General features: G+C 71.5%; 15 protein-coding genes. 5 read left to right on the top strand and 10 right to left on the bottom strand.

Annotation, left to right across the window (positions count from 1 at the left end; genetic code table 11):
• Positions 1–28: 28 nt before the first annotated feature.
• Entirely contained in the window at positions 29–790 is a 762-nt protein-coding gene (locus M3185_RS13345; protein WP_251334170.1) for an IclR family transcriptional regulator, read from the bottom strand.
• Between the two features lie 231 nt (positions 791–1,021).
• Between M3185_RS13345 and M3185_RS13340 the strand changes: the two genes are divergently transcribed.
• Positions 1,022–2,401 (top strand): MFS transporter, encoded by a 1,380-nt coding sequence (locus tag M3185_RS13340; protein ID WP_251334169.1) that lies wholly within the window; start codon positions 1,022–1,024, stop codon positions 2,399–2,401.
• Between the two features lie 328 nt (positions 2,402–2,729).
• Here M3185_RS13340 and M3185_RS13335 read toward each other — a convergent pair whose 3' ends face one another.
• The 6 genes from M3185_RS13335 to M3185_RS13310 all read right to left on the bottom strand — a co-directional run bounded on the left by M3185_RS13335 (position 2,730) and on the right by M3185_RS13310 (position 8,574).
• Positions 2,730–3,455: a YwaF family protein gene (locus M3185_RS13335; protein WP_251334168.1), complete on the bottom strand. Its 726-nt coding sequence runs from the start codon at positions 3,453–3,455 to the stop codon at positions 2,730–2,732.
• A 609-nt stretch (positions 3,456–4,064) separates the two neighbouring features.
• A complete protein-coding gene (locus tag M3185_RS17430; RefSeq protein WP_308222209.1) occupies positions 4,065–4,394 on the bottom strand; it encodes a PadR family transcriptional regulator in 330 nt (109 codons plus the stop codon).
• A gap of 456 nt (positions 4,395–4,850) precedes the next feature.
• Positions 4,851–5,273 (bottom strand): hypothetical protein, encoded by a 423-nt coding sequence (locus tag M3185_RS13325; protein WP_251334201.1) that lies wholly within the window; start codon positions 5,271–5,273, stop codon positions 4,851–4,853.
• A 113-nt stretch (positions 5,274–5,386) separates the two neighbouring features.
• A complete protein-coding gene (locus M3185_RS13320; protein ID WP_251334167.1) occupies positions 5,387–6,460 on the bottom strand; it encodes a threonine aldolase family protein in 1,074 nt (357 codons plus the stop codon).
• Positions 6,457–7,140 carry an SDR family NAD(P)-dependent oxidoreductase gene (locus M3185_RS13315; RefSeq protein WP_251334166.1) on the bottom strand — a complete coding sequence of 228 codons (684 nt, stop codon included), beginning with the start codon at positions 7,138–7,140 and terminating at the stop codon, positions 6,457–6,459. The genes M3185_RS13320 and M3185_RS13315 overlap by 4 nt, the downstream gene beginning before the upstream one ends.
• Before the next feature lie 3 nt (positions 7,141–7,143).
• Positions 7,144–8,574 (bottom strand): DUF6421 family protein, encoded by a 1,431-nt coding sequence (locus M3185_RS13310; protein ID WP_251334165.1) that lies wholly within the window; start codon positions 8,572–8,574, stop codon positions 7,144–7,146.
• Positions 8,575–8,698: 124 nt separating this feature from the next.
• On the opposite strand from M3185_RS13310, the gene M3185_RS13305 reads away from it, so the two are divergent.
• Positions 8,699–9,154 carry an Lrp/AsnC family transcriptional regulator gene (locus tag M3185_RS13305; protein WP_251334164.1) on the top strand — a complete coding sequence of 152 codons (456 nt, stop codon included), beginning with the start codon at positions 8,699–8,701 and terminating at the stop codon, positions 9,152–9,154.
• A gap of 300 nt (positions 9,155–9,454) precedes the next feature.
• The gene (locus M3185_RS13300) at positions 9,455–10,372 is read left to right on the top strand and encodes a universal stress protein (RefSeq protein WP_251334163.1); all 918 of its coding nucleotides are present in this window, start codon (positions 9,455–9,457) and stop codon (positions 10,370–10,372) included.
• A gap of 64 nt (positions 10,373–10,436) precedes the next feature.
• On the opposite strand, the gene M3185_RS13295 is transcribed toward M3185_RS13300, so the two are convergent.
• A complete protein-coding gene (locus tag M3185_RS13295; RefSeq protein WP_251334162.1) occupies positions 10,437–11,054 on the bottom strand; it encodes a maleylpyruvate isomerase family mycothiol-dependent enzyme in 618 nt (205 codons plus the stop codon).
• A 338-nt stretch (positions 11,055–11,392) separates the two neighbouring features.
• Entirely contained in the window at positions 11,393–11,659 is a 267-nt protein-coding gene (locus tag M3185_RS13290) for a hypothetical protein (RefSeq protein ID WP_251334161.1), read from the bottom strand.
• A gap of 135 nt (positions 11,660–11,794) precedes the next feature.
• Here M3185_RS13290 and M3185_RS13285 point away from each other — a divergent pair, with 135 nt between their 5' ends.
• Entirely contained in the window at positions 11,795–12,877 is a 1,083-nt protein-coding gene (locus M3185_RS13285) for a DMT family transporter (RefSeq protein ID WP_251334160.1), read from the top strand.
• A gap of 11 nt (positions 12,878–12,888) precedes the next feature.
• Entirely contained in the window at positions 12,889–13,476 is a 588-nt protein-coding gene (locus tag M3185_RS13280) for an XRE family transcriptional regulator (RefSeq protein ID WP_251334159.1), read from the top strand.
• A gap of 134 nt (positions 13,477–13,610) precedes the next feature.
• Here M3185_RS13280 and thiE read toward each other — a convergent pair whose 3' ends face one another.
• Positions 13,611–14,330, bottom strand: a complete 720-nt coding sequence (thiE, locus tag M3185_RS13275; protein WP_251334158.1) for a thiamine phosphate synthase — start codon at positions 14,328–14,330, stop codon at positions 13,611–13,613.
• Positions 14,331–14,338 lie beyond the last annotated feature (8 nt).

Genomic DNA, 14,338 nt, shown 5'->3' with positions numbered 1-14,338 from the left:
CAGGACGACGGAGCCGGTACGGTTCCGTTCACGGGCGCTGGGGCAGCTTCAGGCCCAGCTCGGCGGTGGCCTCCTGCAGGTGGGGCACGTGCTGACACAGGTCTTCCAAGGTTGCCCGGAACATCGGGGCGGCCAGGGTGACCGCGGCGATCAGCCGACCCGAGGAGGACAGGACCGGGGCGGCGATGGCGGCCATGCCGATGTCGTTCTCCTCCGACTGGGCCGCCCATCCCTGGGTCCGGATCTGCTCGACCTGGCGGGCCAGCTCGTCGCGGTCGGTGATGGAGTGCTCGGTGCGCGGGGTCAGGTCGACGGTCTCGAGCAGGTGCTCGCGGGTGGTGCGATCGGCGAAGGCCAGCAGCACCTTGCCGGAGGCGGTGGTGTGCAGGGGGCTGCGGTCGCCGGGGTCGCTGGTGGTGCGGAACTGCGGTCCGTCGACCTTGTGCACCGTGAGGCTCTGGTCCCCGTCGAGCACGTGCAGCACGGAGCTCTCCCCGGTGACCTCGGTCAGGTGCTGCAGGATCGGCACGGCCGAGCCCTCGAAGCCGCGGTGGTGGGCGACCTTCTGGCCCAGCTGGTAGATCCGCAGGCCCAGCTGGTAGCGCTTGTCGGTCGGGTCGTAGGTGGCGAAGCCGGTGTCGACCAAGGTATTCAGCAGGCGGTAGGCGGTGCTGAAGGGATAGCCGGTCGCCTCGGCGATCTGCCCGGTCGTCGCCCCGCCGGGGTAGTCCCCCAGCAGGGTCAGGACCCCCAGGGCCTTGCCCGCCGTGCCGGATCTGTCCGTGGCCATGACGCTCCCATGTTGACGTGTGCTGTGATCTGCCTCATGCTTATCTTCCAACATACAGCATACATTGCCAATAGTTGGAATGAGGTCGGCGGAACACTTCCCGCCATACCGGTGGGATGGGGAGACGTCCCACGACTCACCCACCGAACAGGCCCCCGCCGCCGCGCGGGATGACGACCGACGGAGGGGGCGCAGGCGCCCGCCTTCCCTGATCCAGTAGGAGCGACGACCATGTCACCTCAAACATCGGCAGGTTCTGCCCCCGAGGCCGTGTCCCCGGCCCGGGCCCAGTACCAGCTCAAGCGGGCGAAGAAGGCCTCCCTGGCCGCCTTCCTGGGCGGAGCGCTGGAGTACTACGACTTCTTCATCTACGCCACCGCGGCCTCGCTGATCTTCAGCCAGATCTTCTTCCCCGCCGGGGATCCCACGGTCGCCCTGATCCAGTCCTTCGCCGTCTTCGGCGTCGGCTACGTCTTCCGCCCGCTGGGGGCGTTCGTGTTCGGCCACCTGGGCGACAAGATCGGGCGCAAGAACACCCTGGTGATGACGCTGGTGCTGATGGGTGGGGCGACCTTCCTCATCGGCGTGCTCCCGGACTTCGCCACCGCCGGGTACTGGGCTCCGGGGCTGCTGGTGTTCCTGCGCATCCTGCAGGGCATGTCCGCCGGTGGTGAGACCGCCGGTGCCTCGGCCCTGACCATGGAGGAGTCCCCGGTCGGGCGCCGGGGGTTCTTCCCCAGCTTCGCCATGAGCGGGATCTCCGCCGGGATCGTGCTGGCCTCCCTGGCCTTCCTGCCGGTGGCGGCCATGTCGGAGGAGGCCCGCCTGTCCTGGGGCTGGCGCATCCCGTTCTGGCTCTCGCTGGTCGTGCTGGTGGTGGCCTACCTGGTGCGCCGGTCCCTGGAGGAGCCGGAGGTCTTCGAGGAGAAGGCCGAGCACCACGACCTGGTCAAGCTGCCCTTCGCCGAGATGTTCCGCACCCACCCGGCCCAGTTCTTCCAGGTCACCCTGATGTCCTTCCAGACGGTGACCAACACCTTCATGCAGTCGTTCGGGCTGGCCTACGCCACCAAGATCGTGGGCATCCCGACCTCCACCATGCTGTGGGTGAGCATCCTCGGCAACGTCCTGGCGATCTTCTCCCAGCCGCTGTTCGCCGCCCTGTCCGACCGGTTCGGGCGCAAACCGATGTTCATCGGCGGGGTCACCGGCTCGGCCGTGCTGATCTTCGTCTACTTCAACGTGCTCTCCACCGGCAACATCCCGATGATCTTCCTGGCCAGCACGCTGATCACCGCCGGCACCTACGCGATGTCCAACTCGATCTACCCGGGCTGGTTCCCTGAGCTGTTCAACGTCCGGGTCCGCTACTCCGGGATGGCCATCGGCCTGCAGATCGGCATCCTCTGCGCCGGCTTCACCCCCACCCTGGGCACCGCCCTGGTCGGCGGGGACCCCGCCAACTGGGGCCCGGCCGCCTGGATCGTGGCCGGCTCCTCGGTCATCGCCACCATCGGCGCCCTGTGGGCCAAGGAGACCTACCGCACCCCCTTGGAGCAGCTGGGCAAACCGGTCCACCACCCCGAAGCCCACGGCGCCGTCAGCCGCTGAACCGTCCACCCTCCCGGGGGGAAAACCCTGCTCCGAGGCACCGCGTCAGAGCGGTGGGCCCCGGAAGATCCCCGATCTTCCGGGGCCCACCGTCATGGCAACCACCCACAGCCGAGAAGGAGCAGGACCGTGACGGCTGCTGCCTGCGCGCCCAGCAGCGCCGGTGCGGACGGCCGGGTCCGCACCCATCCCGAAGGGTGACCGATGAGCCCCACCTGCGCACCGCCGTCGTCGGCGCCGGACTGATCGGCCGCCAGCACGCCCATCGGGTGGTGAACCAGCCCGCCGCCGCGGTGAGCCTGAACCGATGCCCTGCGGTCGTGCGGTCTCAGCCTGCCGCACCAGTCCGGGTCTCGGCCCTGCCCGGCCCCCGGATCGTCCACGGCCAGGTGATGAGCGCCCACGCCGCGGTGATGATGAGCAACTCCACCAGCAGGTACCACGGCCAGGGACCGAACAGGTCGAGGAGCGAGGGGTGAGCCGGCTTCCCGTTGAGGAAGCCGTAATTGGTCCCCAGCCAGCTGTTGAGCCCGAGAGTCGCCGTCGCCCACGTGACAGTGACGACCATGGTCAGGCGGTAGCTGCGCCAGTCGACGCGGCCACCGCGTCCCCACATCAGGTACAGGGCTGCCCAGAGCACCAGGATGTGCTGGACCCAGAGGTCGATGAAGTCGATGTGGGGGAAGTCCGGCGAGTCGAGGGCCGGGGTGAGAACAGCCTGCGGGTTGAGAGTCAGTCCCCAGTAGTAGGTGAGCGCCATCGCCCAGTGGACCCGCGTCCACAGGGCGATGACAGCGACCATCCACGCGAGGTCCGAGAGGTGGACCGGCAGAGAGATGTGGACGTCGAAATTGCCCGGCAAGCACCGGTAGACGAGCATCGTCACCGTGTACGCGGTCAGCACCGAGGCGAAGGCCCGGGAGAAGACCATCTCGGCTTCGGTGTCCCGTAGACGGCGGCCCAGCATCACCACGACCACGGCACCGAGGACGCAGACGCCCAGAGCAGCCCAGTGCGTGGGGCCGTAGGGTACGAAGACCTCCTCGTCGGGCATCGCCGTCCCCCCTCCACCTGCCGGGATTATAGATTCCCGAGGCCGAGCGCCAGGGCGGGAGAAGACGCACCCAGGAACAAGAATGGAGAGGGACGCCTCCCGGGCCGGTGCAGAGGCCGCGAGCCAGTTCGCGGTGCTGGAGCCACGCCAGGACCAGGACCACCACGAACAGGCCGATGGTGATCGGCGCGGAGGGAAGGCGCAGTGCGATCGGCAGGTCGAACTGGCTGGGGAGCGCCGCCCACAGCGCCAGCAGCGGGACCCCGCCGGCCAGGGGGACGCCGGCCGCCCAGAGGTGGCGCACCAGGGGGCGGATGATCCTGGGCAGGCACAGGAGCACCAGCAGGAACAGGCTCAGGAGCCCCACCGGGACGACGTTGTAAACCAGGTCCTCGCCCCGGACCCAGTCGGTGACCGCCGTGGTGCCCACCAGCATGGCCATCACCTGGGCGGCGGAGAGTGCAGTGATCCTCCAGGCCCCGGAGACCGGCTCCGTGGTGCCGTCCTGGGCGATCTGGGTGGCGTAGGCGAGTGGGTCGCCGAAGGCCTCGGCCGGCGTGCTCCCGGTGGCCGCGCAGCGGGTCTCCACCTCGCCGGGGCGGTCTCCGATCACCGGCCCGGGAACCTCGAGCAGGCGCAGTTCCACCACGAAGCCGTCGCACCACTTCCGGTGGGCCTGCACGAACGGGCGCTGCCGGACATCAGGGGACAGTACCTGGGTGTGGGGGTGGTGTTCATGGTGTCCTCCTCGAGGAGCACGGGGGCGGGGGGCTGCGGCGCGTTGCCGGTGATGCCGGTGGACGGATAGTCGGTGACCGTGGCCGAGAACGTCCGCCACTGGGCGATGCCCTGCTCCAGCCCGGTGCGGCCGGCCTCGGTGAGGGCGAAGTACTTCCGGCCCGGCCCGCCTTCACCGGCCCTCCACTCGGTGCTGACCAAGCTGTTCTTCTCGAGTCGGGCCGGCAGGGGATAGAGCGTGCCGCCCTTGACGTCCCCCGATTCCTGCCTGGGCCAGCTCGGCGGCGATCGTGTACCCGTAGGTCGGCCCCCCGGGTCTGAGCTGACACGTGGCATGTGGTCCTCGGGGGTGTGGCTCCGCAGATCGCTGCCGGGTCCCGGACCGCAGGGGTCGTCTCCCGGAGCAAGGGCGATGAGTCGTTCTGGTCGCGGGACCCGATGCGTGCGCTTCCCGAGGATGCTTCTGCGGGCTCCCGTCGGAGCGGTGCGATGAGAAGAGCTGTGAGGTGCGCCTCCGAGGAGAGCGCCGGCAGCGGATCCCGGTCGACCTGTCCGGGTCCTCGGAGTTCCACGTTGACCGGTGGTGGACCGGACAGGGATCGTGGTCCGGGCGCACGCCACCGGATGGAGCTGGCTCGGTCCCGGAACCACGGGGGGTCAGGGGCGGGTGAGGTCGGCGTCCTGGTAGCGGACGGTGCGGCTGCCGGTGAGGAGGCGGTGGCCGGCCCACAGGGCCAGGAACAGGGGCAGGCCGAGGTAGGCCGACAGGGCCGCGAGCAGGTCGAGGTCGCCGGTGAGGGCCTGGTAGTTCTGCCCGAGGATGACCACCGCGCACAGGGCCAGGGCCAGCAGCGGTCCCAGGGGGAAGAGCCGGGCGCGGAAGGGCAGGTCGGCGAGGTCGTGGCCCTGGATGGTGTAGGCCCGGCGGAAGCGGTAGTGGCTCCAGGCGATGCCCGTCCACACGATGAACCCGGCCAGCCCGGAGGCGCTGACCAGCCAGACGTAGGCGGCGCCGTCGCCGATGAAGGTGGTGAGGAAGCAGGCGGCCCCGACCGCGGTGGTGGCCACCAGCGCGGTCATCGGCACGCCGCGGCGGTCCAGGCGGGCGAGGGCGCGCGGGGCCGGCGGCGGCAGGAACCCGCCTCCGCGGGCTCACCGTCGTGGACCGGGCGCCTCCCGCTTCCCCCCGGGGGTCAGCCGACCGGGACGAGCTCGGCACGAAGGGCGCCCAGGAAGGCGTCGACGTCCTCCTCCGTGGTGTCGAAGCTGCACACCCAGCGGACCTCGCCCTTCGCGGCGTCCCAGTCGTAGAACCGGAACCGTCGGCGCAGGCGGTCCGCGGTGCCGCCGGGCAAGGTGGCGAAGACGGCGTTCACCTGGGTCTCCTGCGTGAAGGTCACGCCTCGCAACGACCCGTCGGCCATGCCCGCCTCGATGCCGTCGCGAAGACGCCGGGCCATCGCGTTCGCACGGCCCGCGTTGCGCAGGTACAGGTCGCCGTCCAGCAGCGCCAGCAGCTGGGCCGAGACGAACCGCATCTTCGACGCCAGCTGCATCTGGTTCTTCCGCAGGTAGACCAGCCCCTGGGATGCGGCCTCGTTGAGGACCACCACGGCCTCGGCGCCGAGAGCCCCGTTCTTGGTGCCGCCCAGGGCGAGCACGTCGATGCCGACGTCGGTGGTGAAGGCGCGCAGGGGCAGCCCCAGGGCGGCCGCCGCGTTCGAGAGCCGGGCCCCGTCCATGTAGACGGACATGTTGTGCGCGTGCGCGTAGCCCGTGATGGCGCGGAGCTCCTCCGGTGTGTACAGGGTGCCGAGCTCGGTGGGCTGGGTGATGTGGACGACGAGCGGCTGGGCACGGTGCTCGTCCCCCCAGCCCCAGGCCTCTGCCGCCATCAGCTCGGGGGTGAGCTTGCCGTCGTCCGTCGGGACGGTGAGGAGCTTGATGCCGGCGGACTTCTCTGGCGCACCGCCCTCGTCGACGTGGATGTGCGCGGTGTCCGCGCAGATCACCGCGCCCCAGCGGGGGAGCATGGACTGCAGCCCGACGACGTTGGCGCCCGTGCCGTTGAACATCGGCCACACCGAAGCGCCTTCGCCGAAGTGCCGCACGATCACGTCCTGCAGCCGTGCTGTGTACTCGTCCTCGCCGTAGGCGACCTGATGGCCGCCGTTGGCCTCGGCGAGCGCTTCCAGCACCTCCGGGTGCACCCCGGAGTAGTTGTCGGAGGCGAATCCTCGCAGCTGCACGTCATGAGCTCTTTTCATTCGGGTCCTCGCTTCTTCTCCTGGATGTCGACGGTCGAGCCGTTCAGCTCCGCCGCCTCGGCGCCCCACAGCCCGGCGTAGGCGGCGGCGAGACGGTCCTCCAGGCCGGCCAGGGCCCGCACCCGGAAGATCACGGCTGCAGCGCGCAGCGGTTCGCCGGCCTCGCGGGCGGCCTTCGCGTATCCCTGCGCCACCGCCCGGGTCCAGGCCTCGCTCGCGGCCTTCACGGCGGCGTAGTTGGCGCCTCCCGCCAGCGGGCGGTCCACTGCGGTCGAGGACACGATCGCCAGCCGTCCCGCGGGTGAGGTCCGCAGGTCGTCGTCGAAGGCGCGGCTCACGTGCCGCAGCGCGGTGAAGGAGGTCTCCAGCGCGCGGTAGTCCTCCTCCGTCTGCCCGGCGATCCCACCCCCGCCGCGCCAGCCGCCGACGAGGTGGAGGAGCCCGTCGATCGACGAGCCACGGTCGTGCAGCCTGCGGGCGAGGGCGAGCACGGCCCGCTCGTCCGCCAGGTCCACCGTTTCCGTGAGCGCCCCCAGTGCGGCGAGGGGAGCGAGCTTCTCCGCGCTGCGCCCCGTGGCGACGACGCGGGCCCCGGCGGAGGTCAGGGCCCGCGCCGCCGCCAGGCCGGACGCGCTGGTGGCGCCCGCGATCAGCACGGTGCGTCCGGTCGGATCGGTCATCGCTCAGTCGTCCGTGGCGCGGATGCCGGTCGTCGATGCGACGACGTCCTTCATCTTCTTGTCGAGCGCTTCGAAGAACATCGACAGCGGGAACTCGTCGTCCAGCACCAGGTCCGTGTACCCCTTCGGCGGTCCGGCCAGCACCTCGCGGGGGAGCCCCTCGGCCCACGCTGACGCAGGGTGCGGGGCGACGACGGAGGCGATGAGCTCGTAGGCCTTCAACCAGTGCACCGTCTTCGGCCGGTCGATCGACTCCCAGTACAGCCGGTCGATCGCGTCGCCGAGCTCGACGACCGCATCGGCGACCCTCTCCCAGTCGAAGCTGAGCTCGACGTCACGCCACTGCAGCACGTGCTTCCGGTGGAGCCAGGCGAACAGCAGCTGCCCGCCCAGCCCGTCGTAGTTGCGCACGCGCGAACCGGTGATGGCGAAACGGAAGATCCGGTCGAACATCACCGCGTACTGCACGAGCTTCCCGTGCCGGCGGGTCTGCTCCTCGAGGTCGGTGAGCTCTTCGCCGGCTGCCGTGCGCGCCGTGAGGGCACGCTCGATCGTGACCGATTCCCGGAACGCCGTCAGGTCGCAGCGCAGTTCCTCCAGGGTGTACAGGAAGAACGGCATCCGCTGCTTGATCATGAACGGGTCGAACGGCAGGTCGCCGCGCATGTGCGTGCGGTCGTGGATGAGGTCCCACATCACGAAGGTCTTCTCGGCGAGGTCCTGGTCGGCGAGAAGTGCCGCGGCGTCGTCGGGCAGGTCCAGCTTCGTGATGTCGGCGGCCGCGGTGACCACGCGACGGTAGCGTGCCGCCTCGCGGTCCTGGAAGATCGCCCCCCAGGTGAACGGCGGGGTCTGCCGCACGGCGACCGTCTCGGGAAACATGACCGCCGAGTTGGAGTCGTATCCCGGGGTGAAGTCGATCAGCCGCAGGGACAGGAACAGCTCGTTGCCGTAGTCCCCGGCCTCGAGCTCGGCGATGAACTCCGGCCAGATCGCCTCGACGATCAGCGCCTCGACGTGCCGGTTCGCCGAGCCGTTCTGGGTGTACATGGGGAACACGACGAGGTGCCGGATGCCGTCGATGCGGTGCTGCTGGGGCTGGAACGCGACGAGGGAGTCGAGGAAGTCCGGCTCCCCGAAGCCGCCGTCGACCCAGCGCGCGAAGTCACCGGGCAGGGCCGCCAGGTACGCCGCACCGTGCGGGAACAGCGGTGCGAGCTCGGCGACCGACTCCACGATCACCTCGACGTGCTCGCGCGCGGTCGGGTGGTCGGCGGGCTCGGGAATCGAACCGTCCTTGATCTGCAGCGCCTGCAGTTCGGTGGCTGCCGACTTGAGCCGGAGCCACGCGGGACTCGACTCCACGGTGCCGGCGTCCTCGACGACCTCGGGCTCGCCGATGATGGCCTGCACCGTCTGCAGTGACGTGGACATTCAACCCCTCCTGTCACGGAATCAACGGAAATTGTCCGGTGATCTAGCTCATAGACAGGAACATTCACATGTGCTTACGGTCGTGTCAACCCCTTCGGGATGATCAGCTGATAGCCTTCCCCGCATGGACGACCCTGTCGACGTGCGACTGGCCACCGCGGTCTCGCACGATCCGCGTGCCACTCTCGCCCAGCTGTCCGAACGGGTCGGCCTTTCGACCTCGGCAGTGCAGGCACGGCTGCGAAAGCTCGAGAGCAGCGGCGTGATCGTCGGCTACCAGGCGATTCTCGACCCCGAAGCCATTGGCAAACCGCTGGCCGCATTCATCGAGATCACACCGCTCGATCCTCGTCAGCCCGACAACGCCCCCGAGCTCCTGCAGTCGCTCACGGCGATCGAGGCCTGCCACTCGGTTGCCGGCGACGCCGCCTACATGCTGTTCGTCAGGGTCGGCTCACCGAAGGAGCTCGAGGCGCTCGTCAACGAGGTGCGCCACGTAGCGTCCGTCAACACCCGCACCACGGTGGTGCTGCAGACCTTCTACGAGCATCGGCCCATGCTGCCCACTGCTGAAGCGTGAGGACCGCCTCCGACCCCTGGACCCTCTGAGGGCCCACGCCGGGGCGCGCTGGGTGCTCGGCGGGGCACGCCGGAGACGGACCACCGTGCTGGGGTCCGGGGTGCGGATGCAACGGCAACGCTGGTGGATCCGCCCGCCGAGGGCGTGCCGGTCGTCGACGGGCGTGCGCGCGGCTGCCGGCCGCCGCGTGAAACATGTCCGGCGGAGCCGGTGCTCACGCGACGCCGGCGGGAGGTGCTCGCTACGGTGGGAACCACCGCCGCGGCCCCGGAGGGCCCCGGGTGAACGGAGCGCCCCACCATGGCAGAGCAGATCGTCCTGGGCTACGACGGGTCCCAGCACAGCGACCGTGCCCTGGAGTGGGCCCTCCGGGAGGCGGCGGTGCTGTCGGCCGAGCTGCAGGTGGTGGTCTCCACCGGGCGCCCCGTGGCGGTGGAGACCAGCCTCTACGGCTCCTTCCTGGCGGCGGTCGAGGAGGAGGCGGGCACGGTCGCGGGCCAGGCCGTGGCGCGAGCGCAGGAGCGCGGTGTCCCGGCGGTGGGGGTGGTGGCCCGCGGTGACCCCGCCGGGGTGCTGGTGGAGCGCTCGCGGACGGTCTCGGGGCTCGTGCTGGGCAGGCGCGGCCGGCGCGGTGTGCGTGGGCGGGTGGGCTCGGTCTCGGCGGCCGTGGCGGCCCACGCGCGGTGTCCGGTGGTCGTGCTGCCGGGCCGGTGGACGCCCGGGGTGCGGGCGTCCCGGGCCGGCGCGGGTGCTTTCGCCGGTCGCGTCGTGGTGGGGGTGGACCGGCTGGGGGCGGACAATCCCGCGCTCGTGGCCGCGACCTGCTACGCGGGCCGGCACGGCCTGGGCCTGACCTTGCTCACCGTGGTCCCGGAGGCCACGACCACCTTCACGGGGTCGGTGGATCTGGACCGGGCGATCCGCGACCAGCTCCTGGGCCCGGCGCAGGCCATGGTGGGCGAGGTGGCCGAGGAAGTGCGGGCGAAGGACTCGGATCTGACGGTGGAAACGCATGTGCTCTTCGGGGTGCCCGCGGACGAGCTCGTGGAGGCCGGCCGCTCGGCGGAGCTCGTGGTGGTGGGCAGCCGCGGCTACGGGGGGTTCCGGGGCCTGCTGATGGGTTCCGTGTCGCAGGCCGTGCTCCACGGGGGCGAGAGCCCCGTGATGATCATCCCCACCGGCCGGGAGAGTGACCCTGCTCCGGGGCGGCGATCATGATCGGCATGACGGGGCGCAGGCCGGCGGGTCGGCCGGTCAGCGACGGGCGGTGGGCGGCCATGTCCTACCCGCTCAGGCGGGCGGCTCCGGGGCCGGTGAGCTCTTCGGCGGTCACGGGGCGCCCGGACACGGCCAGCAGCAAGGCGATGGCGGTCCCTCGCACGTCCTCGCCCACACCGGTGGTGAAGCCGGTGTCCGTGGCCACCAGGTGCAGTCCCCGTGCTCGTTCCCTGCCGCCGCCGAACCTCCCGCTGGTGTCCAGCTGGTGGCGCAGCGCGGTGATCACGTGGGCCCTCGGATAGTCGTGGCCGATGCCCAGCGGGCGCCGGATGTCCTCCCCGTGCACGAACGCCTCCACCAGCCGGGTGGCCGGCGGGGCCGGGGCGCCGGTCGTGCGTGAGTGCACCTCGCGGAACCGCTCCACGGTCCGGGCCGGGTCCTCGGCGCGTTCCCGGGCCACACCGCCGGCGTTGAGGCGGTCGAAGTCGAAGCCGGCGGCGAGGAGGTCGCGGAGGAATCCCAGCCGGGTGGTCTTCGCGTCGTCGACGAGGTGGGCCAGGACATCGTGGACGTCCCAGCCGGGACACAGGGAGGGGGTGGACCACTGCCGCCCCGTCACGGTCTGCAGGTCCTCGATTAACGCCGCCCGCTCGGCGTGGACCACGGGCCAGATCTCGGTCATCGGATTCCTCGCTCACCTGTCGCGCCGGCAGCAGCCTGGGCCCGTGCACGTCCGCCGGCCCAGGAGCACGGTCCGGTCCGCCGGCCCAGTGCCGAGGCTAGTCCACCCCGACGCGAGGAACAGGAAGCGACGTCTGCCCGCCGGATGCCCTCGGCCGCGGCAGCACCCCGGAGATCCTCACCGGGCGTGCGGACAGCATCCCGTCGCCCGAGAACGGACGGTTGCCACCGCCTCCGGCTTCCCTGGGCCCGGCGGCGCGCAGGCCGAGAGGCGGCCGTCCTCCTCCGGCGGGAGGACAACGGCCTCCTCCGGCGGCAGCCAGGTGGCGTGCTGCCGGTTCAGACGTCCTGGCGCTGGGCGGCACGGAGCTTCCGGACGGCGGTGTGGGCGAGGACGAGCGCCAGCAGGCCGTAGGGGCTCCAGGTGATGGGGCTGCCCACGAAGGTGCCGACCCGGCCGCCGGAGGACATCAGGGCGTTGCGCAGGCTGGTCTCGGCCAGCGGGCCCAGGACCATCCCGATCATCACCGGGGCCGGCGGAAAGCCGTAGCGGCGCAGCAGGAAGCCGACGCAACCGATGGCCATGACGAGCAGCAGGTCGGACACGGCGGTCCCGCCCCGACGGAGCCGGGCCCTCCACGGGAGGGAACCGCCGGCGCGGTGGCCGGGCGCCGTGGGGGCCGGCAGGGCGGCAGGGCGCCGTCTTGCTGTGCGCACTATATTTCCCATAGGCTGGCGCGCGTGTGGCACACCTTCTTGCGCAACGGCGGAGCCAGGCTCCGCGTCAGCCGCCCCGAGCTGGTCCTGATCGGCATCACCATGCTCTGGGGGGCGACCTTCCTGATCATCCATGTGGCGATGGCGCACAGCGGACCGCTCTTCTTCGTCGGGATCCGCTTCGTGGTGGCCGGGCTGATCGGGGCGGTCGTGTTCTGGCGCGCCCTGCGGGGAATCACCCGGCACGAGATCGCCGCCGGGGCCGGGATCGGGGTGTCGATCTTCGTGGGCTACGGGCTGCAGACAGTGGGGCTGCAGACGATCACGGCCAGCCAGTCGGCGTTCATCACCGCCCTGTACGTACCGATGGTGCCCCTGCTGCAGTGGGTGCTGCTGCGCAGGGCGCCCGGGGCGATGACCCTGGTCGGGGTGGCGTTCGCCTTCGCCGGACTGGTGCTCCTGGCCGGCCCGGACGCCGGGCTGGGCGGGCTGAGCACCGGGGAGACGGTCACGCTGCTGAGCGCGGTGGCCTGCGCGGTGGAGATCGTGCTCATCAGCCGCTTCGCCGGCACCGTGGACGCCCGCCGGGTGACCGTGGTGCAGGTGGCGGTGGCGGGGCTGCTGTCCCTGGCCATGATGCCGGTGGCCGGCGAGCAGGTCCCGGAATTCTCCTGGGTGTGGCTGGCGGCCGGCGTCGGGCTCGGGGCGGCGAGCATCCTGATCCAGCTGGCGATGAACTGGGCGCAGCGCTCCGTCTCGGCCACCAGAGCCACCGTCATCTACGCCGGAGAGCCGGTGTGGGGCGGGATCATCGGGCGCCTCGCCGGAGAACGACTGCCCGGTCTGGCGATCCTCGGGGCCGTGCTGATCGTCGCCGGTGTCCTGGTCAGCGAGCTGCGCCCCCGTGGCCCGGAGGCCGGGGGCCACCCGCCCCGGGAGCCGGTGAGGGCGCGGACCGGGAACACCTCGAGGCCCGGTGACCGGCGCCGGCGATCGAGCACTTCCCGGGCCTCGGGCCCGGGGCGGGCCGGCTCCGCAGAGGACGAGCCGGTCCGGGGAGCAGCCGGCGAGAACGGCGTCGCCCCTGTCCGCCCTGCTGCCTCCTGAGGAGGATCCGGATGGCCGCCCGTGAGAAAGGCGAGGCCACCGCCGAGTTCGTCGCCACGGTCGGCCGGCAGATCCGCCACCGGCGCCGGCAGCGCGGGTGGAGCGTCCAGGAGCTCTCCGACCGCGCCGGGGTGAGCCGGCGCATGCTGACCCAGATCGAGCTGGGCCAGGCGAACCCCAGCCTGGTGACCGTCGACCACATCGCCCACGCACTGGACACCGACTTCGTCTCCCTCGCCATGGCGCCCGCGGCACCCGCGCAGGACACCGGTGGACACCGGGCGGGGACGGCGGTGCGCGTGTGGAGCTCGGACCACGGCAGCGAGGCCGTGCTGCTCATCGCCACCGAGCGCTCCCCGCGCACCGAGCTGTGGCGCTGGCGCCTGGCCCCGGGAGACACCTACCACGCCCGGCCGGACAGGGCCGGGACCGAGGAGCTGCACGAGGTCCACGCCGGGGAGCTGGTCATCACCACCAGCGGGCTCGCCCTGCGGGTGCGGGCCGGCGAGGCCGGCCGGATCCGCAGCGACCAGCACTACACCTACCGCAACGACGGCGGCACCTGGGCCGAGTTCACCCGCGTCGTCGTCGGAGCCTAGGCCCACCCGCCCCGGTCCCGGCGGCAGCCTCCGGGGGAGCCGCCGCATGCTCGTGCTGCTGGACGTGGCGAGCGTGCTCCTGCTGGAGGATCACCACCGGCCGGCGCAGATCCTGCAGGGTCTGCTGGTCGCCGTCACTGTCCGCCCGGTGCGTCGAGTCCGCGGCGGAGCCTGTCGGCGGTGTCGTGGGGATCGGCCGATGTGGTCAGGGCGCGGACGACCACTGCGCGCGTGGCCCCGGCGCCGAGGACTGCGGGAAGTCGGGTTCCGTCGATGCCGCCGATGGCGAACCACGGCTTGGTGACCGCGGCCGGGGCGCCGGCCGAGAGGTCGGCGACCTCCCGGAGGAAACGCAGACCGGTGGCGGTGCGGCCTGGTTTGGTGGGGGTCTCCCACACGGGACCGGTGCAGAAGTAGTCGACGTCCGGGTCCTCCAGTGCGGTGCGGGCCTGGCCGAGGTCGTGGGTGGACCGGCCGATCAGCACGTCGGGGCCGAGCAGGGAGCGGGCCTGGGCGGGAGAGAGGTCGTGCTGGCCGGTGTGGAAGACGTCGGCGCCCACGAGGGCTGCGACGTCCGCGCGGTCGTTGACCGCGAACAGCTTCTCGTGCTGGGCGGCCACCCGGGCCAGCACCTGCAGCGCCTCGATCTCGGCGTCGGTGTCCAGCGCCTTGTCCCGCAGCTGCACGATGTCGGCTCCTCCGGAGTAGGCGGCATGCAGGAACTCCTCGAGGTCGTCCTGTTCCAGGCGGGCGTCCGTGCAGAGGTACAGCCGGGCGGCGGCGAGCTTCTCGGTGCGGGATCGCCGCAGACCGGGGTCGGCGGGGGCGGGGAGGTCATGGGTATGCTGGGTCACACGCTGAT

Source organism: Kocuria rosea, from assembly GCF_023715525.1.
GTDB lineage: Bacteria > Actinomycetota > Actinomycetes > Actinomycetales > Micrococcaceae > Kocuria > Kocuria rosea_A.
This window is presented reverse-complemented; position numbering and strand designations above follow the sequence as displayed.